This window comes from Halosimplex halophilum (assembly GCF_004698125.1).
GTDB lineage: Archaea > Halobacteriota > Halobacteria > Halobacteriales > Haloarculaceae > Halosimplex > Halosimplex halophilum.
This window is the reverse complement of the sequence record NZ_ML214298.1, coordinates 92,110-111,621: the sequence shown is the minus strand read 5'-3', so window position 1 is coordinate 111,621 and position 19,512 is coordinate 92,110. Positions and strand designations below refer to the sequence as shown.

Below are 19,512 nucleotides of genomic sequence, written 5' to 3'. Positions count from 1 at the left end.
ACCGTCGCTGCCGTCGCCGCTCAGACCCGGATCACGGGCGCGTCGAGCCACTCGGCGGCCGCGTCGGGGCGTTCGAACCGGTCGCAGGCCACGACCACCGGCGCGCGGAAGTCGGCGACCCGCCCCACCGCCAGCGCCGCGGTGACCCCATCGACCGCGAACGGGTCGTCGACCGCCCCGGGGCCGCCCGGGACGGTCGCGAGGGCCGCTTCGTACTCGTCGCGGATCCGCTCGACCAGGTGCGCGCGGGCGCGCCGCCGGAGGTTGGCCCGCCGGTCTTCGAGCCGCCGCCGTCGCTCGCGGGCGTCGCGGCTCTCCCGGGCGAGTCGCTCGGCCCGCTCGACGGCCTCCCGCGCGGCGGCCCGCTCGGTCTCCCGCTCGCTGAGTTCGCGAGTCGCCTCGGCGAGTTCGGCCTCCAGGTCGCTCACGTCCCGGCCCGCCTCGCGGCCGGCCTGGACGCGGCCGCGCAGCGCCGCCACTCGCTCGCGGATCCGGTCGACCGCGTCGTCCGTGCCCGCCAGTCGTTCCCGCGGCCCGTCCAGATCCGGCGGCTCCGGCACGGTCAACTCGGCCAGTTCCGCGCGCACCTCGGCCAGTTCCGCGTCCTGTGGCGCCTCCCCGCCCCGCGAGCGCGCCGCGGCGGCCAGCGCGGTCCGGACCCGAACGCACACCGACGGCCGCACGCAGCCCACGTGCTCGTGGACCGCCCGCGGCCGCGGGCAGTCGACGGTCACCCCGCAGTCCGTATCGCTCCCCGCGTCGCCGCTGTCCCCGCTCCGCTCGTCCCGCGACTGAGACCCCTCGCGGACCGCGGCGGCGACACGGTCCGGATCGAGTCCCCGGTCGCGCAGGTCGACGGCCCGGCCGCTCGCGGGGTCGCCGTCCGGCCGCACCGTGATCCCCCCGTACTCGCTCATAGCTCGGCGTCGCGCATCCGCTCGGGGTCGGGGTAGTCGCTCCCCTCGGCGAACGTCGCGTAGGGCAGCGCCGGCCGGTCGCGGTCCTCGTAGGCCGCGGCGGCTGCCCGCACCGACTCGTCGACGGCCTCGTACTCGTTGAACGGTCGCGTCCGCTCGATCTGCACGTCGCCCCCGTGTTTCTCCCGGAGCCGCAGCGCCTGGAACGCCGCGAACTCCGTCTCCGCCAGCAGTGCAACCCGGCCGAACCGCCGGACGACGGCCCCCTCGTGGGTCCGGCAGATGTTCCGGAGCGTCCGCCGCGCCGCCCGCGAGTAGGTCACCACCAGCAACACGAGCGTCGATCGTACCGCCTCCCGACATAAAGTTATCGGACAGACAGAACGAACGCGTGTCAGGAGCGCGCTACTGGAGGAGGTGTCGCTTGCGGATCTCGGGGCCGTCGGCGCCGAACTCGACGACGGCGTCGAACAGGGATGCGATGCTGTCGACGGTCGTGCGGTCGTGTGCGGTCGGGTCGATGTGGAAGTGCGCCCGCGCGTCGGCGGCGTACAGCTGGCCGGTGATGGCGTGGAGGAACTCGTAGGCCGTCTCCACGTCGACGTACTGGAGCATCGCCGTCAGCGAGTCGAAGCAGACGGCCGGCGGCGTCTCCCACTCCGAGAGCAGTTCGCCGATGGTGATCCCCAGCCCGGTCAGGTCGCTCGGCGAGGAGACGTGCTCGACGGCGACCCCGTCGGGCCGGCTCCCGGGCGACTCGCCCACGACGACGACCGTCGCGTCGGCGGGTCGCTCCCCCGTCTCGCCGACCCACTGGTCGACGCAGTCGGTCGCGTCCCCGCGGAAGGTCACCCACAGCGCGGTCGCGTCCGCCGGGTTCGACGGGATCAGCAGGTCGGTACAGGCCTCGGCCTCGCCGCCGGTCATCGACGGCGCGGACAGCAGCACGGTCCTGGCGTCGGCCAGTTCTGAGTGCAGGTCGGTCATCCCAGTGTCGGTCTACCCGACGTAACCGCGGCCCGCCCAAAGTCCTTCCGTTCCGGCACCTGCGGGGCGCTCCCGCCGATCCCCGGCCGTCACTCCCCGTCGAATCGCTCGACGGCGAACGAACCGGGCCCGTCGACGAGCTCGCGCACCCGCTCGCGGGCCCCCTGTCTCGACCCCGCCAGCACGACCGTCCCGTCGACGCTCGCGTCCGCCTCGCTGACCGCCCGGTAGGCCGACAGCTCCCCCTCGAACTCCGTCGCGTACGTCCGCAGCGTCCCGCGGACCTCCCGCTCCAGCCCCGCCAGGTCCACCTCGCCGTCCTCGAAGGCTGCCAGCGCGTCCTCGACGTTGCGCAGCGCTGAGATGCGGTCCATGACCGGTCACGTGGTGCGGAGGTAGTCGGTGCGCGGCTCGTAGACCTCGCCCTTCTGTTTGAGCTGTTCGATCTCGTGTTCGGCCTTCGACTGGTCCATCCCCACCTCCTCGGCGCGGTCGACGACCACGTCGACCGGCGCGCCCTCGTCGTACTCGTCCTCCAGGTCCTCGATGAGCCCCTTGATGTTCTTGATGCGGTCGCGCTGGCTCTTGGACGTGCCCGCCTCGATCATGTCGGCGTCGAGTTCGCCCGTCTCGGGGTCGACGCCCACGTCCTCCATGCACGAGCGAACGATGTCGATGACCCGCGCGGCGTCGTCCTGGGTGACCTTGTCCGACAGCCGGACCCGCGCGGACGCCTCGGCCAGCCGCACCGTCGCCTCCAGTTTCCGCGCCGTCACGGGGACCGCCGCGTCCTCGTCGGTTCCCTGGGTCCGCAGGTCGACGTAGAAGTCCTCGATCTCCTCGCGGGCTTCCTCGGTCATCGTCGGGTAGCAGTTGCGCTTCGCGTAGGCGATGTACTTGCGCAGGAGCTCGGGCTCGATCGTCGGCGCCACCTCGTCGGTGACCGACTCGACCTCCTCGTCGCTGAAGTTCGACGAGTTCGACTCCACGCGGTGGGTGTGCAGCTCCCCCGCGAAGTTCGTCCGCAGGATGTGGTCCGCCAGGTTCCGGTCTTTCTCCTCGTTGGGCTGGTCGGTGACCGTGAAGATCAGGTCGAACCGCGAGATCAGCGCCGGCTCCAGGTCGATCTGCTCGCTGATCGGCTCGTACTGGTCGAAGCGGCCGTACTTGGGGTTGGCCGCACCGAGCAGCGAACAGCGGGACTTGAGCGTCGCGTTGATGCCCGCCTTCGAGACGCTGATCTCCTGCTGTTCGAGCGCCTGGTGCATCGCCGAGCGGTCGTCCGCGGCCATCTTGTCCAGCTCGTCGACCGCAGCGATACCCTGGTCCGCGAGGACCAGCGCGCCCGCCTCCAGCGTCCACTGCTGGCCGTCTCCGAAGTCGTCGCGAACAGCTGCAGCGGTCAAACCGGCCGAACTGCTGCCCTTCCCCGAGGTGTAGACCGAACGCGGCGCGATGTTTTTGATGTATGATAGCATCTGGGAATTGTGCGAGAGGACGCCGTTCGATACGTAGTTGTGTGTCCCCTCGATTTCGAGGTCGTAGACCCACTCGTCGTCCGGTTCGACTGGTTCGAGCGACTCGACACGGTCGGGTACTGCGACCGTATGGCCACCGTCTGCCGCTGCTGGGGAATCAGCAGTTTCGGGCTGAACTGATGGACGAACGGCGACCTGCTGGCCGGCTTCGAGATTCTCGGCTCTCACCGCTTCGAACCGACCGCCGGACTGAACGAACAGCGGGTGCGACGGCGTCACATCGAGTTCGCGGCCGGTCGACGTGCGGACGCGATACATCCGCTCCGGCGCCTCGCGTTTCCAGACCTTGGTCGCCCGCTGTGGGGCGAGATTCCCATCGTCCTGCAGTGATGGGACTTCGAAGTCGACGGTGTCCCAGACGCCGTCGTCGACGAGTTTCGGATCGTCGAGGTTCTCTTCGACGAGTTCTCGTATGGGCATCTCCGACCCGTCGGCGAGCGTCACGCGGGTATCGCCTGCGACGCACTTCCCCGTACCCGGGTCACCGATCAGGAGCATATGGAGGTCGCCACGGATCCGGGACTCGTCGGGGAGGTGCTTGGTCACGCCCGAGAACAGCTGGAGGATCATCGAGAGCTTCTCGCGCTCGTAGCCGTAGATGGAGGGGGCGATGGCGCCGACCATCTCGTCGTAGATGTTCTCGCGGCCGGAGAGCTCGATGATCTCCTGTTTGTCCTCCTCGGTGATGTCCATGTCCTCGAACTGCTCGTCCTCGATCTCGACGGCGAAGCCGTCCATGTACACGTCGAACATGGGCGACTGGTCCTGCTCGCTGCCCTGCTGGTCGAGCTTGAGGACGCCGGAGACGCGGACGTGGTCGCCGGCGGTCACCTCGCCGGTGATGTCGTCCTCGATGTTCACGTCGATGCTCTGGGGCGTCTCGCCGCCGCGCAGCCCCTCGGGGGACTCCTGTACCCGAATTTTCTGGGCGTCGATGAACTCCGACTGGTCGAAGTTGATGCGGAACGGGCCCTGCCGCTCGCAGCCCTGGCACTCGTGGGGCTCCTGGAAGTCGCCGGACTCCTGGGGGATGCGCGTCAGCGTCCCGCAGCGCTGGCACTCGAAGGCGGCCTGGGTGATCTTGGGCTTGACGTCGGTGGCCTTGCGGACGATGCCGCGGACGGAGATGAGCTGGCCGCGGTGGTCGGCGCGGATCTCGCGGATGTCGGTGGTGTCGGGGAGGTTGTGGACGCGGACGTGGGCCTGCCCGAGCTTCACGTCGACCGGCAGGTCGTACAGCCGCAGGGCCTCCTCGGCGTACTCCCGGAGTTCCTCCGGGTGGGAGCGCACGTCGTCGGCCAGGTCCGGGTCGAACCGGTGGATGTCCTTCCAGTCGAGATACAGCGACTTCTGCTCGGTCGGGTACTTCTGGGCGAGCTCGCCGATCTCGTTGCGGTAGTAGTCCCGATAGAGCTCCTCGAAGGAGTCTATCAGCTCGGTGTTCTCGGCGCGCGCCATTGACTGGGCCAGGTTAGCCCTCCCTCGGGTAAGAAGGTTCGCAAACCGGGGCGGAAGTGAACGCCGCGGGCGGCGAACCGCGGCGGGACCGCCCGGCGGCCCGTCCGGCGGTCACCAGCTCACGTCGTAGGTACAGCGGTCGGCGCCCTCGCTCCGGCAGGCGCCGACCTCGCAGACGCACACGAACCCGTCGGCGTGAGCGACGGCGGCGCCCTCGACGACGCCCCGGTCGAACGCGCAGGGGTAGGGCGTCCGACACTCGACGCGGCCGTCGGCGGCGCCGATCTGCCGGAAGGCGTACCCGCCCGGGTCACCGCCGCGGTGGCCGGCCCGGCACACTCCGTCGAGGGCGGCGAGCGCGGCCGGCACGCCCTCGGCGTCGTCGGGGAACGAGACCGCCCGGGCGATGCGCTGGCCGAGCGCGTGGACCGCCTGGTCGCCGACGCTGTCGTGGATCGCCCCCACGGCGTCGACGTAGCCCGCGAGCGGGTACCACTCCCCGGGGTCGGCCGCGGCGAGTCCCGCGTCTTCGAGCACGACCAGCGCCGACTCCCGCGCGTCGGTCGAGAACTGCTCGACGCCGGCGGCGACCGCCCGGACCCACTCCCCGGCCACCTCCATTCCGGTGACCGGCCGGTCGCCGCGTGCGGAGTTCATACCACTACGGACTCCCTCGCGGTTAAAATGCACACGGCCAAACCAGTTAGGAGCCCGGACCGACTGCGGACCCCGAAGAGAGGGAGATATCAGGGGTACGGTCGCCCTCGCTGTCCGCCCCGTGGCCGAGTGCCCCTCGGCCACTCGAACCTTGGGCGGGTCGCACCGTCAGTGGACCCCCTCGATATCGGGGGTATTGATCATTCGGTCGGTGCGGTCGCCGGTCGTTTCACGCCGTGATACCGCCCCGACGTGTTTTTGTGTGATAATAACAGACAGTGGAACGATGTCGGGTCAAGGGCGATCGACGGGCGAAGAGACGTGTCCGGACTGTTCGGCGGAACTCGTTCAGGACGGTCCAGGCAAGTACTACTGCGTCAACTGCGGCTACTCGCGCAACGAGAGGGTCTGAGAGCGAGCGATATGACTCGTCTCCGTTGATTCAGATTTAGCGTTCAGTAGGGCCAGCGGTTCCCGAATTCGTACTCCTCCGCCCAGTTGATCGACGGCATCTCGGTGTCGGGATCGTCGACTCTGAGCGAGATCGACGTGTCGAACTCGTCGGGATCTACGAGATATGCCTGGGCGGTCTCCGCACAGTACACGAGAAACCAGTCGATACTGTCCCTGTCCGTGCTCGAATTAGGGTGGAACCGAATTCGGCCGTCCTCGACCCATCCCGTTTCGACGCCGAGCCGAACGACCGTATCTGCTGCGTCCACGAGGAGATCGTACTCCGAGATAGTCACCGCTCTCGCGAAGTCGAACTCGCGCTGACGGAGGCACTCGCTGGCCCGCTCGACGGTGGGACGGTCGTTCGCCGTTGTCGCTCCATCGGGCCGGGGCGGCCACCGCTCCTCGAACCGATACTCCTCGGCCCAGTTGATCGTCTCGTGTGACTGCTCGGGGTCGTCGATGCGGAGTTGCATTCCCGTCCCGAACTCCGCCTCGCCGATCAGGTACATCGAATCGAGGTCGGGCACGTAGACGATGAAGTAGTCCACGTCCCCCTCGTAGTCCATGTAGGTGTTCCCGGTCGAGTTCGTGTGCTGGGACTTTCCGTGAAACTCGATCTTCCCGTCCCGGATCCACCCCGTTTTGATCTGCACCCGTAGCAGTCGGTCGGCCGGCGTCGCGACGACGATATCGTACCGCTCGTTGTCCCCAAACGGTATCGAAACCGAGATGCGCCGACGCTTCAGTTCCGCGATCACGGCTGCCTCGGTCGCGTCCCCCCGCTCGTGTGACTCCATCGCGTACGGGTCCCGCGTGATACTATTTATCGATACGTGCCCGCGAGGGTTCAGAGCGCTCGACTATCGCGAATAGAGCAAGAAGTGGGATCGCCCAGATTTGAACTGGGGGTACAGCGTCCCAAACGCTGAAGGTTACCAAGCTACCCCACGATCCCGCGTCGTCTACTCCGTGGGACGCAGGGTAAAGCGTTTCGCTGCGCACCCGTTCCAACCCCGAATCCTCGCCGGTTCCCCCGAAAGCACCCTCACAGCCCCCAGAACGCGTAGATCCCGAGAGTCGTGGCGGCGGCGAAGATCAGTTGCAGGGGCGTGCCAACTCTGAGGTAGTCGGAGAAGCGGTAGCCGCCGGGGCCGTAGACGAAGAGGTTGGTCTGGTAGCCGACGGGAGTCATAAAGGCCGTCGAGGCGGCGAAGGTGACGGCGAGGATGAACGAGAAGGTGTTCACGCCGAGCTGGCGGGCGGCCTCGACGGCGACGGGGATCATGAGGACGACGCTGGCGTTGTTGCTGATGACGTTCGTGAGCAGCGCGGTGACGAGGTACATCACGGCGAGCACGCCCAGCGGCGGGAGCATGGTCGCCGACTGGACGACCAGGTCGGCGATCAGATCGGCGCCGCCGGTGTTCTCCAGGGCGATGCCCAGCGGGATGACGCCGGCGAGCAGGAAGATCACGTCCCACTGGACGGCGTCGTAGATCTCGGTGGGTTTGAGACAGCCCGTGAGGACCATCAGGAGCGCGCCGGCCAGCGCGGCGACGACGATGGGGAGGAGGTCGACCGCGGCCAGGCCGACGACGCCGAGGACGATCCCGACGGCGACGGGGATCTTCGAGCGGCGGTAGTCCGGGCGGTCGATCGTCTGTGCGACGATGAAATCGCGGTTGACGTTGAGCCGCTCGATGCTGTCGGGGGGCCCCTGGATCAGGAGGGTGTCGCCGACGCGGAGCCGCACGTCGTCCATGCGCTGGCGGAACAGCTCCCGGCCGCGCCGCAGGGCCAGCACCGTCGCGTCGTAGCGCTGGCGGAAGTTCGCCGTCCGGAGCGTCTCGCCGACGAGGTTCGACCCCGGCGCGACCACGACCTCGACGAGGTTGTCGCGCTCGTTGGGGGTCTCGAGTTCGTCCTCGTCGACTTCGACCTCGGGGAGCAGGTCCAGCCCCTCGGCGTCGGACAGTTCGACGAGCGTCCCGCGGTCGGTCCGCACGGCGAACACGTCGCCGGCCCGGATCGTCTTGGGGTCGAGCGGCTCGGTGAACGCGCGGCCGTTCCGTATCAGCTGGACGAAGTCGATGTCGAAGTCGGTGTCCCGGAGCGCGTCGCGGACGGTCGCGCCGACCAGCGGCGAGTCCTCGCGGACGACCACCTCGGTGAGGTACTCGCCCATCTCGAACTCCTCGGTGAGGTCGCGGGCGACCGGGATGCGCTCGGGGGTCAGCCGCCGGCCGACCGTCAGGAGGTACGCCGCGCCGACGACCGAGAGGACGGCGCCCAGTTGCGTGAACTCGAACATCGTGAACGTCCGGCCGACGAGCCGCCCCGACAGCTCGGAGGCGAGGATGTTCGTCGAGGTGCCGATCAGCGTCAGCGTCCCGCCGAACATCGAGGCGTAGGAGAGCGGGATGAGCAGCTTCGAGGGGGAGGTCTCGCCCTCGTGGGCGAGGTCGGTGACCATCGGCAGGAGGATGGCGACGGCGGCGGTGTTGTTGATGAACCCGGAGATGGGGCTGACGAGGCCGATGACCGCGCCGAGCTGTCGGGACTCGCTGTCGCGGGTGAGCCCGGCGATCTTCGACCCGAGGATCTGGACGACGCCGGTTCGCTGGACGCCGTCCGAGAGGACGAACATCGCCAGCACGGTCAGCGTCGCCGAACTGGCGAACCCCGAGAGGCCGTTGTCGGTGGCCGACAGCCCCGCCTCGGGGTCCGAGAGGACGACCAGACCTTCGGCGAGCAGTCCGAGGTCGGCGGCGGCCGCCGTCAACGGCTCGACGACCAGCAGCGCGACGAGGACGCCGATAGCCGTGATGTCGACGGGCACCGGCTCGGTGGCGAACAGGACCAGCGCGACGAGGATGACGGCGAAGACGAACGCCGCGCCCGCGGTGATCCCGAGTGGCACGTCCGCACAGTCACAGGGATGCCGGAAAAAGGCCACTCATCGCTCGGCTCCCGGGCTCGGCCGGTCTCGCTACCGTACTCGCCCGGCGATCCGCCGCGGGAGACGGCCGGCCCGTCCCGTTCGCGACCCCACCAGGAGGGCCGAGCCGAGCACCGCGCCGGCGCCGACCGCGGGGTGGGAGCCGGCGGCCGACCGCCCGGTCCCCGCGGCGGACCGGGCGGAGTCGACGGCCGTGGCGGCCGTGTCGCGGGCGTGCCAGGCGTAGGTCGCCGCGAACTCGACGGGCGTCGTGACGGTCCCCTGCGCGGTCGCGGTGCCCGCGCGGATCCCCGCCAGCACGTCCGCGACGGTCATCGTCGCCCAGTCGACGCCCGCGGGGAGCGTGACGCTGGTGAACGCCCGGCCGACCAGGCCGGGTCGGTGGGCGTCGCTGCCCCCGACCGTCGGGTATCCCTCGGCGGCCGCGAACCGGCGGGCCCGACGGTTCCCGTACCCGGTGACCGCGACGGCGTTGCGCGTCTCGACCCCGTCGACATCGCAGTCGGCGAGGACGGACTGGCGGACGCCGTGGCGGCTGACCTGGAAGGGATGGGGGACGACCGCGACGCCGCCGGCCGCCCGGACCGCCGCGACCGTTTCGGCGAGCGGCCGGTCGGGCGCGGGCGCCCGGTCGACCCCGAGTGCGAGGAGGTGCCCGTCGGCGGTCGAGACCTCGACGCCCGGCACGACGAGGAGATCCGTCCCCGCGGCGGCCTCCACGGTGGGTCCGACACCTGCGACTGTGTCGTGGTCCGTGACGGCGACGGCGTCGAGGCCGGCCGACAGCGCCGCGTCGACGACCCGCTCGGGCGCCGCCGAGCAGTCGTAGGAGGCGTCCGTGTGGACGTGGGCGTCCAGGGTGATCGTGCGGGTCGGGTCCGGCCCGGTTCCGGCAGTCATTGCCTGTTCCAGGCCGTCGACGAGGATAAGTCTGTGGGCGCCGCGTGTCGGGAGCTACCACGGAGTACTGTCGGCCTACCGCCTCGGTCGACGGCCCCACCGCGCTCGCTACCGCTCGTCGTCGCGCAGTTCCATCGTGGCGACGATCTCGTAGGGGTCGTCGCCCTTCCGGATCCCGTCGAGCAGCAGGAACGCGTCGTCGGGCGAGAGGAAGTGGGAGGTCACGGCGCGGCCCATCGGCGTCGGTTCCAGCCCGTCGATGAACTCGTACTCCAGCAGCTTGCCAACCGCGTGTTTCGTCGGCACCTCGCCGATCATCCGGTCGTTGAGCCGCTTGGCGTGTTTCCCGCCGACGGTGACGTTGGCGAGCGTCTCCTCGACGGCCGCGCCCTCGTCGTAGCGGGTGATCACGGGGTCCATCTCCCCCTTCAGGAGCTTGAACGCCACCTCGTCCTCGCTCATCTCCTGGCTGTTGTGATACGACCCGTCGGGTTCGACGAGGACGTAGACGGTCCCCTTGTCGTGGTAATCCGGACGGCCGGCGCGACCGAGCATCTGGTGGAACTCCTGGACGGTGAGCCACTCGATGCCCATCGCCAGCGAGTCGAAGACGACCTGCGAGGCCGGGAAGTCGACGCCCGCCGCGAGCGCGGCGGTCGTGACCACGGCCGCCAGGTCCTGGTCGGCGAACTGTCGCTCGACCTTCTTGCGCCGGCGGTGGTCCAGCCCGGCGTGGTAGGGGGCCGAATCGTACTCCAGTTTGCGAGATATTTCGTGACAGCGCCGCCGGGAGTTGGTGAAGATGATCGTCTGGCCGCGGTAGCCCTTCGACGACTTCGTGTCGAACGCCCGCCTGACGAGCTTGTTCTCGATCCGCATCTTCTCGCGGCCGTCGGCGAAGGTGACGTGGCGTTCGATGGGGACGGGCCGCTCCTCGAACTCGATGAGCTGGGCGCGCAGCTGCTCGGCCAGATCGCCGGGGTTGCCGACGGTCGCCGAGAGGTAGATCCACTGGGTCCCGTCGGTGCTCTTGTTGTCCGACAGCTCCCCGCAGTAGTGTTTCAGCCGGGAGATCAGGCCGTCGAGACGGTGACCCCGCTCGTCCTCGCCGAGGGTGTGGACCTCGTCGATGACCACGGTCCCGATGTTGCCCAGGTCCTTGCCCGTCCGCAGCGCGTGGTCGATGCCCTCGTAGGTGCCGACGATCACGTCGGCGCCGGGGTCGAAGCGGCCGCCGCCGTCGTTGATGCGGCTGGCGCCCACGCGCAGGGACACGTCGACCATGTCGCCGTAGCGCTCCTCGAAGGACTCGTGTTTCTGGTTGGCGAGCGCGACCAGCGGGACGAGGAAGAGCATCTTGCCCTTGCCGTTCAGGACGCGGTCGAGGCCGGCCATCTCGCCGATGAGCGTCTTCCCGGTCGCGGTCGCGCTGACGACCAGCTGGTCGCGGCCCTCCGTGACGCCGTTCTCGACGGCGAGGCTCTGGACCGGCAGGAGCGTGTCGAACCGCCCCTCCAGGTGGTCCTGAATGCCCGGGTGGAGATCCAGCGAGTCCACAGGTACAGGATCGACCTCGTCGACGGTCGCGGAGATCTCGTCGAACTTCGTCAGGTCGGGGTCGAGGTCGCCTTTCAGGAGATTGGACACGCGGTCGAGGTCCTGGACCTCGGTGAGAAGGTCGTAGAGGCGGTCGCGGGCGCCGCTGGTGATCTCGCCCTTGTAGGCGAGTTCGCGGTCGAGTTCCGCCCTCGCGCAGTCGGGGCAGATGTACTCCCCGTCGGCCTCGATGGCCGTCTCCGAGGTGATGGGCGAGTAGTGGCCCTCGCTGGCGCAGTAGCGGCAGGTGCGGACGGCCTTCGCCTCCAGCTGGTAGGCGTCGAGCAGTTCCTGCAGCCGGCGGCGAACCTCCGGGGAAGTCTGCTCGGAGATGCGGATGCGGGAGGCCGAGCGGGCGAGTTCGACGAAGAGATCCGGCGGCCGGGGCTCCTCGTCGGTGCCCTGTTTCACGCGGAGCCGGGCGGGTCGCGGCCCGGCGCCGGTCTCCTTGAGTTCCAGTATCGCGTGGAGGCGCCGCTCTCCCTCTCGCACGACGGCGACGCGCACGTCGTCGCCGTACTCGTGGAGGAACAGCGTCCCGACCTCGCCGACCTGCTGTGACACGGTCCTCCGTCGGTCCGGCAGGTATTTGAGCCGTTCGGACTGCAGCGAGTGGAGCGCCGGCCGGAGGGGGCCCGTCCCTCTGCCCCGTCGGCCGACCGCGGACCGCTCAGAACAGCGTTTCGAGGACTCGCTCGGACCCTTTGAGCCGTGACCCGGTCTCCGCGTCGTCGCTCGCTTCGCGGTCGACGACCACGATGTCCTCGGCGTCGGGCTGCCTTCCCCTCCACGCGTCGGACCCGTCCAGGAGGGCGTCCCGGACGAACGACCTGAAGTCGGTGTCGTAGAGCGGCACCTGGGGGCCGCCCTCCTCGGCCGTGTACTCGTCCATGGCCGTGCTCCCGCCGGTCACGACGAAGAGGAGCCGTGTCCGGGAGTCGTCACCGAAGCTCCGGTACAGCCGGGCGAACGTCTCGACGGCACTGTCGTTCGCCGCGATGTCCGGGTAGTGGACCGCACACACCACGACATCCGCACCGAGGACCGCGTTGTGTATCCGGCGACCGGTACCGGTTTCGTCAGGAGTCGCCTTCGGAACGGCCAGCCGCAGGTATCGTTTCGTCCGGTCGACGAAGCGATTTCTCGTTCGGTTGCGAGCGGTAACCGCGTCGTCGATCGCGTTGAAGTGGTACTCCGTGAACCGGGTCGCGGGGAGTGCCCGGGCCCCGACGGCGACGGTCTGACTGAACCAGCCGACCGGGCGGAACTGGAACCCGCGCCTGGTACCGTCCTCACGACCGCTCCGGCCGCCCGTGTCCACGACATCCGTCAGGTCGTCCCAGGAACTGACGTTAGACGCCCGCAGCAGCCACTCGTGGCTCTCGGTCGTCACGGCGGCGTCGCCGTAGATCTGTCGCACCGTCTGGTACAGCCCGCCGGTGACGTTGGCCTCCGTGATCCCGTCGCCGTCAGCCGAGACGATGACCATCGTGACCGGGTTCCTGTACCGCGTGAACGAGCCGAGGAGGACGGCCACGACCAGGACCGCTCCGAGGTCGCGCCACAGGTACCGTGCCTCGACGATCGCCGCGCCCGACGCCAGGTGGTACTCGAGAAACCCGATCGCCGCGACGCCCGCGAGCACCGCGTGGAGCCCGTTCGCCGCCGCGGGGAACTCCCTGACGTTGCCGGAGACGTTCCGTCCAGCGAGTGCGACCGCCGACCCGACGAGCAGACCGACCGCGAGAAACGGAACCTGGGCCCCCCACTGGATCGCGTACCACCTGCCCTCCCCCGTCACCGCGACGTAGAAGACGGGGAACAGCGGCACGAGCGTCAGCGCCTGCATCTGCTTCGACGAGTCCAGCAGGAAAAACAGGAACAGCGTGACGACGAACGCGACGGCCGTCGCGACAGCCGCGGCCTTCGAGAGGCCCAGCGCGCCGAGGGTTCCGGTGACCGCACCGTAGACGATGCCGCCGCTGTCCCAGGCGTCGACCAGCATCCGCGCCAGGACCGCGCTCGCGGCCCCGACGAGGAGCGCCGAGGCGACGAGCAACACCGCGTCGATGCCGTCCCACCGTCGCCGGAGCGACGTCTCTGCTGTGTCTCCCATGTCCTCGCTGGTCACTCCAGGTCCACGGTGCTGTCGAACTCGGTGAACCGGTGTCGCGCGATCAGTTCGTCGATGACCGTCGCCTCGTCCTCGGTGACGAACATGTCGTGTTCCGGCGTCCCCATGTTCACGACCTCGTCGCGGACGACGTACCCGCCGCGGCCGCTGGCGCTCCAGTCGTGGTAGTCGTCCAGTCCGTCGAGCGCGTGCGTGTGCCTGATGCGGATGTTGTCGCGCTTGTCCGACCGCTCCGTCTCGTAGGTGTTCAGGTAGCCGTTACCCGGCTGGGAGACGAGGCCCAGGTTGTCGAGGAAGACGCCGCCGACGAACGGGACCATCGCGAAGTCCCACGGATTGGCGTTGCCGACCTTGCTGGGGTGGTACCCCTCTCTGTTCCCCTCGACGTAGACGCCGTTTTTGACGAGGCTCTCGTGGACATCCTCGAAGTACGGGTCGCCGCTCTCGTCTCTGTCGAGCGCACGGCTCAGGTACACGGGGTAGACCCGATGGTTCATGTACACCCCGTCGTCGTCCGGTGACGCCTCACCCGTCTCACCTTTGTTTTCGATCTGTCCGATATTTAGCGGGAGCGACCCGCCGAGGTTCCCGACCTCCTCGGCCTGCTCGACCAGGTTGGTCTTGATCTTTTTGTTCTCCCTCTCGTAGAGGTTCGCTTCGACGATGTCGTCCGACGTGAGAAGCCGTCCTTTCTCCTCCGGGTCGAGTATCTGGTGGTACGCGTAGGACTCCTCGTCAGCGCCGTCGAACGACATCTCGATGTCGTCGGGGCCGGTCCCGTTCTCGGTGAAGTCCGACCCCTCGTTGCGGATGAGACCCCGGACGCGCTGGTACTGCTGTTCCTCGCTCTCCAGCGTCTCCAGCCGTTCCGTCCGGCGCTCGATCTCCGTTTCGACGGGCGCGACGAACGAGGTGTCGAACGCCTGGAAGACGATCCCGCTCGAGCTCACGTCGGGCCGCCCGCCGTCCCGGCAGAGCTCGTCGAGGATGGAGGCGGGGTGGGCCTCGGAGAGGTCGTCGGAGAGCTCCTTGCGGAGCTGGTCGGCGTAGAAGTCCTCGGACCGGCCGACCCCGGGGACCTCCACCGACTCGACGACCGACGAATCGGCCGCCACCAGTCCTTCGAGGTCGAAGTTCGGCCGTTTGACTGCCCGGTCGAGTTCGTTGACGACGTCGTCGACACGCTGGCGCCGTTCCTTGGTGAGCGCGCTGGCCCGGTTCTTGATGTTGTCCTCGTCGAGGAACTCGCAGTCGAACGACAGCGAGTCGAACTCCGAGGGAGCACGGAACAGGTTCTGGTCGACGTTCTGGCGGGCCGCGTAGAACCTGTCTTCGAGCTCTTCCTCGGCGTCGGGGCCGAAGATGTCACCGAGCGCGTCGAGGAAGCCGCCCTCCTCGTCGGCCATCAGCCAGACGCGTTTCATCTCCGCGAGCCCCTGCAGGGACGCGGTGATGGTGTCCTCGTCGACCGTTCTGTTCTCGAGGCCGAGCGCCTCGAAGTCCTGATTGATCGCGTCGAACCCGGAAAAGTCGAGCGGGTCGTCCGGGACCTGTTTGGGGTTGTGCGCGCTGTCGATCGTGTTCGTGGCGTCGATGATGCTGTCGTTCAGGTCCGACAGTCGGTCTTCGAGGCGCTGGCGACGCGTGTCGACGTCGATCAGATACGAGAGGTCGTCCTCGACGGACGCCCGCCAGCCCTCGATCGCTTCGTCGCGCTCACCGTCCAGCGCCTCGCGTAGGTCCTCCAGGTCCGCCATCTCCTCCTCGAGCCGGTCGATGTCCTCGACGACGCTCTGCCACTCGCTGTTGAGGTCGCCCGCGGCGGCGAACCCCTGATCCGCGTCGAGCGCGATCCGGAACCCTTCGCGTATCGGCTCGGACTCGATCACGTGGAGGGCCTTCAGGATCTCCGTGCGCCGCTTGATCGCCCGGAGCTCGTCGCGGAGCACTCTCGCGAGCTCCCGGTCTTTCTCCTCGCCGGCGTACAGCTCCTCGACCGGGTCGAGCAGGTCGACGCTGCTCGCCGCCGTGTCGACGACTTCCTCGCGCTGTTCCCGGGCGGACATATCGTCGGTGAGCCCGTTCTCGGCGTTGTCGATCGCGTCCCGGAGGTCGGACAGGAGGTCCTCGTGCGCCTGGTAGTCGAGGTCGTCGAACGCCTGGTCTCCGAGCAACTGCTCGAACTCGTCCAATCGGTCCCGCGCCCGGCGCGCCTCCTCGCCGTCGAGGTTGTAGAGGTCGTGTGTCGCGTGCCCGTCCTGAGCGAGACCGGCCTCGAGCTGTTCGCCGGCGGTGTCGAAGTTCTCGACGATAGCCTCGATGGCGGCGTCGTACAGGTCCAGTTCCGTCTCGAGGGCGGCCTGTTTCTCCTTGCGGAACTCCTCGACGGCCTCCTTGGCCTCGGTGACGCCCTTCGCGTTGTACCGGAGGATCCGAGGGGAACACACCGTGAACGGCGCGTAACTCGCCGGGCCGCGGTTGTCGTTGTTGTTGTTGAGCTTGTTTCGGTGGTTCGATTCGAGATTTCGGTGAGCGATCATCGCGTAGGCCACCGCCTCCTCGAACAGGTCGTCGTCGCTCGACGGCCCGTAGGGGACCAAGACGACGTTCTGGAACGGGTCGCTCTGGGTGAGGCTCACGTACTCGATCTCCGAGAGCGCCGCGTGGGCGTTGGCCCGCGTGTCGTTCTCCTCGCGCGGCCCCGGGAGCACGCCGAACAGCTCGACGTCCGTGGCGCCGTGGGTCTCGTTGATGCGCTTCGCGAGATCGAGGAACATCCCCGATCCCGTTCCGCCGCCGAGGCCGACGACGATGTACACCTTGTTCGAGTTCCCCGCCTTGTTGACGACCCTCGAGAGCGGGTCCGTCCCCGTCCCCGCCTGGCTCGCGTGGTACAGCGCCTTGCTCAGCGCCCGCCGCCTGATGACGCCCTCGCTGTAGTTCTCGTTCTCGTCGAGCAGCTCCGGGTTCTGGTCGAACCACCACGCCTTGAGGTTGGCCTCGGTCGCGATGTCGGCCACCGTCCCCGGGAACGTCAGGCCGTGCGCGCTCGTGTACCGCTGGTCGGTCTCCTCGATCGGGTTGATGTATTCGAGTTCCGTCGTCGCGTTGTTTCCGTACTCGCCGAGTTTCTTCTCGATCTCGTCGTTTATCGAGCTGATACGTTCGACGTCGTCGTCCTGCTCGGCCCCGGTTACCGTATCGATCACCACGGGATCGATACTCGGGTTGCTGTCGGCCTCTCGCGGCTTCAGCGCGTCCTCGAGCACCCAGTCCTGTTCGAGGAGCGTGTAGACCACCTGTTTCCCGGCGTTCCCGATCCCGATGATCGTGTCCGGGACCGTCACCCGACTGTCGGCTTCTTGTGCCGCCATATGGCACTAACACTTGTAATTATCTTATAAATCAATTGTGGTGTACTCACCGATTGCGGACAGACGGCGGCGCCGTTCCCCGGACGAACGTTCGGTACAGCCCGCCGGTCGGGGAGACACCTCATGTTCCCGGATCGCACGGGTCTCGCCGTTCGATCCCTCCGGACGCCCGGACTGTCCGGAGTCGACGACTGTTCAGGATCCGGTGAGATCACCCGATCCGTCGGCAACATGGACTGTAATCGTAACCGTAATTACACGGAATCGACCATTAATGGTCCTATGGGCGTCCAAGATCGGGTCTCTTCCTTGCGAGATAGGAGCGTGTTCGTGTTATGGGACTGGGTGGAACTCATCGGCTACTTCCTCGCTTTCCTCGCTTCCGCCGTGTTCGTGTCGAGGATGTTCATCCGCTGGTGGAACAAAGGTGGTGTCACGAAGGGGATCATCGCCGGTGTCTTTCCCGAGTTCGGCGTTCCCGCGGTCGTCGTCTACGTCGTGCTCGCGGGCTTTTTCGTCGGGCTGTTCGGGACGTTCCTCTTCGACTCGTACCGTCGCGGGAAGGGCGTGCTCGTCTTCCTGTTCGGGTTCTTCCCCGCGGCGGTCTTTCTCGCCGTCAACGGCGTCTTCCTCGATATGGTCGCCTCCCAGGCGAACGTACTCGCCTTCCTCGGTCTCGTCGTCTCCGTGGCCGCCGGACTGTGGTACGGCGGGATGCGCAGCGAGGAGTGGACCGACCTGTTCGAGGGCAACCGAGTCGTCCTCGACGACGCCGTCAACCGCGTCTGGTGGGCGGTCGCGGCCGCGCTGGCCGTCGTGTTCGTGGAAGCGCACCTCCGCTACCGGAGCCCCATCCAAGTCGTCGACAGCGGATTCGTCGCCCGGCAGGTGTACTTCTACGGGTTCGACCTCGGGGCGATCCTGCAGGACATCGCCGTCATCGGCGTGTTGCTCTTCTCGCTCAAGCAGTTCGCGAACTTCCAGGCCAACCAGAAGGTGATGATGATGGGCCCGGCACGGAGCGGAAAGACGGCCGCGTTCGGCGGCATGAAGGCCGCCGTCGAGGATGTCATCGACAGCGCGGCGATGAACGAAGACCGGGGAGCGACCCCGATCAACCAGGCGCGCGACAGTATCAAAGACGGCCGGTGGCCCGACCCCAACGAGAGGGGAGACGACGACATATTGCAGTTCGGGTACAAGTACGCGCCGGGGTTGTTCCCCAAACAGTTCCATTTCGAGACGTACGACTACCCCGGTGAGCGGCTGAACGACATCTGTCAGCACATCCTCGGTGACGAAGACCTCGAGGAGACCGACAGGGCCGACCGCAGCGAGTCAGTCACCGAGCCCGGCCCGTCTCGTCGACCCGATTCGGACGAGGACGACGACGAAAGCGAGGTCGAGGCGGAGACGGACGAGGCAGTGACCGACGGCGGAACCGGTCGGCGGTCCCTGGGCAGCGACCTCGCCGACCGAGTCGAAGCACAGATCGAGGAGTCCGACACGCTCCTGTTTACCATCCCGATGGACGACTTCCTGCAACCGGTTCTGGAGCGGGGAAATCAACGGGAGTACTTCGACCTCGAGTACATCGGTTCCCGGGGCGACCTCCTCAGCACGGGACGCGACGAACAAGCCCCGAACGTCGTCGCCGTTTCGGACCTCGGCGATGAGGCACGCCAAACGATCGAGTGTATCCCATCCGGCGCGGAGGCGGGCTGGGTCCACTGGGAAGTCGGTGGCCGGATGTATCCGGAGTACCCACCAGGCAACCGGAGCGAGGAGAAGGGGTATCTGGAGTACTACCGCGACTTGGCTCGCGCCTACAGCGACAAGCAGTGTTTCGTGGTCGCGACGAAGGCGGACTACGTCTGGAAGGACTACCAGGAGATGAGCGTCGAGGAGGACCAGAGCTTCCCGATCCCGGTCGAGGAGGAGTACGACGGCTTCGCGACTCACGTCAGCCAGGAGGTGCTCGGAGCGGAATCGGACGTCGTCAACGACCTGATCGCCCACACGGAGAACGAGGGGGCCGTCTATCCGACGTGGTACTTCATCGACCCGGACCGGCGAGACAACGAAGACAAGTCGCTGATCAAGACGCGAAACGTCCCGAAGACGGTCTTCCAGGGGTCGATCCAGCTCCTCAGACGGATCCACGGGTGACCCGATGACGCTGAAACTCCACCCCGGTCCCACCGGCGAGATCGTCTACACGAGCGGTCCGCGGACGGACGAGCAGATCGATACATCTGTGGTCGATGATTTCAACGCTGGACTCCTGCTGGAGTACGACCCGTCGGCGGGGTACGTCTGGTCGTTCGTCGGCGTCCGTCGGTCGGATCCGGAACAGTTCATCGCCACCTACGAGACGGACGGGTCGCCGGACTTCCTCGACGAGTTTCAGCGGCGAGTACGCGAGGCGGTCGAGAGCCGGGACTGGGTCGTCAGGGACGGCGCTAGCGGCGGTCACGTCGTCTTCGAGAATCTCACGTCAGCGGATCCGACCGGCCCACCGATATCCGACGACCTG

The 19,512-nt window shown here is 67.8% G+C and carries 14 protein-coding genes and 1 tRNA gene; 2 read left to right on the top strand and 13 right to left on the bottom strand.

Annotated features, from left to right (window positions below; translation table 11 throughout):
* Positions 1-20: 20 nt before the first annotated feature.
* The 6 genes from E3328_RS11685 to E3328_RS11660 all read right to left on the bottom strand — a co-directional run bounded on the left by E3328_RS11685 (position 21) and on the right by E3328_RS11660 (position 5,557).
* Positions 21-917: a DUF7856 family protein gene (locus tag E3328_RS11685; RefSeq protein WP_135364825.1), complete on the bottom strand. Its 897-nt coding sequence runs from the start codon at positions 915-917 to the stop codon at positions 21-23.
* Positions 914-1,252 (bottom strand): DUF7855 family protein, encoded by a 339-nt coding sequence (locus tag E3328_RS11680; protein WP_135364824.1) that lies wholly within the window; start codon positions 1,250-1,252, stop codon positions 914-916. The genes E3328_RS11685 and E3328_RS11680 overlap by 4 nt, the downstream gene beginning before the upstream one ends.
* A gap of 70 nt (positions 1,253-1,322) precedes the next feature.
* The gene (locus tag E3328_RS11675; protein ID WP_135364823.1) at positions 1,323-1,904 is read right to left on the bottom strand and encodes a DUF7504 family protein; all 582 of its coding nucleotides are present in this window, start codon (positions 1,902-1,904) and stop codon (positions 1,323-1,325) included.
* An 89-nt stretch (positions 1,905-1,993) separates the two neighbouring features.
* Entirely contained in the window at positions 1,994-2,278 is a 285-nt protein-coding gene (locus E3328_RS11670) for a DUF7854 family protein (protein ID WP_135364822.1), read from the bottom strand.
* Between the two features lie 6 nt (positions 2,279-2,284).
* The gene (locus E3328_RS11665; RefSeq protein WP_135364821.1) at positions 2,285-4,900 is read right to left on the bottom strand and encodes an ATP-binding protein; all 2,616 of its coding nucleotides are present in this window, start codon (positions 4,898-4,900) and stop codon (positions 2,285-2,287) included.
* Positions 4,901-5,011: 111 nt separating this feature from the next.
* Positions 5,012-5,557 (bottom strand): hypothetical protein, encoded by a 546-nt coding sequence (locus E3328_RS11660; protein ID WP_135364820.1) that lies wholly within the window; start codon positions 5,555-5,557, stop codon positions 5,012-5,014.
* Between the two features lie 286 nt (positions 5,558-5,843).
* Here E3328_RS11660 and E3328_RS22540 point away from each other — a divergent pair, with 286 nt between their 5' ends.
* Positions 5,844-5,969: an Sjogren's syndrome/scleroderma autoantigen 1 family protein gene (locus E3328_RS22540; RefSeq protein WP_135364819.1), complete on the top strand. Its 126-nt coding sequence runs from the start codon at positions 5,844-5,846 to the stop codon at positions 5,967-5,969.
* Positions 5,970-6,012: 43 nt separating this feature from the next.
* Here the strand turns inward: E3328_RS22540 and E3328_RS11650 are convergent, their stop codons facing one another.
* The 7 genes from E3328_RS11650 to E3328_RS11620 all read right to left on the bottom strand — a co-directional run bounded on the left by E3328_RS11650 (position 6,013) and on the right by E3328_RS11620 (position 16,976).
* Positions 6,013-6,810 (bottom strand): group I intron-associated PD-(D/E)XK endonuclease, encoded by a 798-nt coding sequence (locus E3328_RS11650; protein WP_135364818.1) that lies wholly within the window; start codon positions 6,808-6,810, stop codon positions 6,013-6,015.
* Positions 6,811-6,895: 85 nt separating this feature from the next.
* Positions 6,896-6,968: transfer RNA gene (locus E3328_RS11645), tRNA-Pro, on the bottom strand.
* Between the two features lie 90 nt (positions 6,969-7,058).
* Positions 7,059-8,933 carry an SLC13 family permease gene (locus E3328_RS11640; protein ID WP_135364817.1) on the bottom strand — a complete coding sequence of 625 codons (1,875 nt, stop codon included), beginning with the start codon at positions 8,931-8,933 and terminating at the stop codon, positions 7,059-7,061.
* A gap of 69 nt (positions 8,934-9,002) precedes the next feature.
* Positions 9,003-9,872, bottom strand: a complete 870-nt coding sequence (locus E3328_RS11635) for a PHP domain-containing protein (protein ID WP_135364816.1) — start codon at positions 9,870-9,872, stop codon at positions 9,003-9,005.
* A 108-nt stretch (positions 9,873-9,980) separates the two neighbouring features.
* Positions 9,981-12,032 carry a DEAD/DEAH box helicase gene (locus E3328_RS11630; protein WP_135364815.1) on the bottom strand — a complete coding sequence of 684 codons (2,052 nt, stop codon included), beginning with the start codon at positions 12,030-12,032 and terminating at the stop codon, positions 9,981-9,983.
* A gap of 106 nt (positions 12,033-12,138) precedes the next feature.
* The gene (locus E3328_RS11625; protein WP_135364814.1) at positions 12,139-13,584 is read right to left on the bottom strand and encodes a hypothetical protein; all 1,446 of its coding nucleotides are present in this window, start codon (positions 13,582-13,584) and stop codon (positions 12,139-12,141) included.
* A gap of 11 nt (positions 13,585-13,595) precedes the next feature.
* A complete protein-coding gene (locus tag E3328_RS11620) occupies positions 13,596-16,976 on the bottom strand; it encodes a tubulin-like doman-containing protein (RefSeq protein WP_135364813.1) in 3,381 nt (1,126 codons plus the stop codon).
* Between the two features lie 324 nt (positions 16,977-17,300).
* Between E3328_RS11620 and E3328_RS11615 the strand changes: the two genes are divergently transcribed.
* Entirely contained in the window at positions 17,301-19,145 is a 1,845-nt protein-coding gene (locus tag E3328_RS11615; protein WP_135364812.1) for a hypothetical protein, read from the top strand.
* The last annotated feature ends 367 nt before the right edge of the window (positions 19,146-19,512 follow it).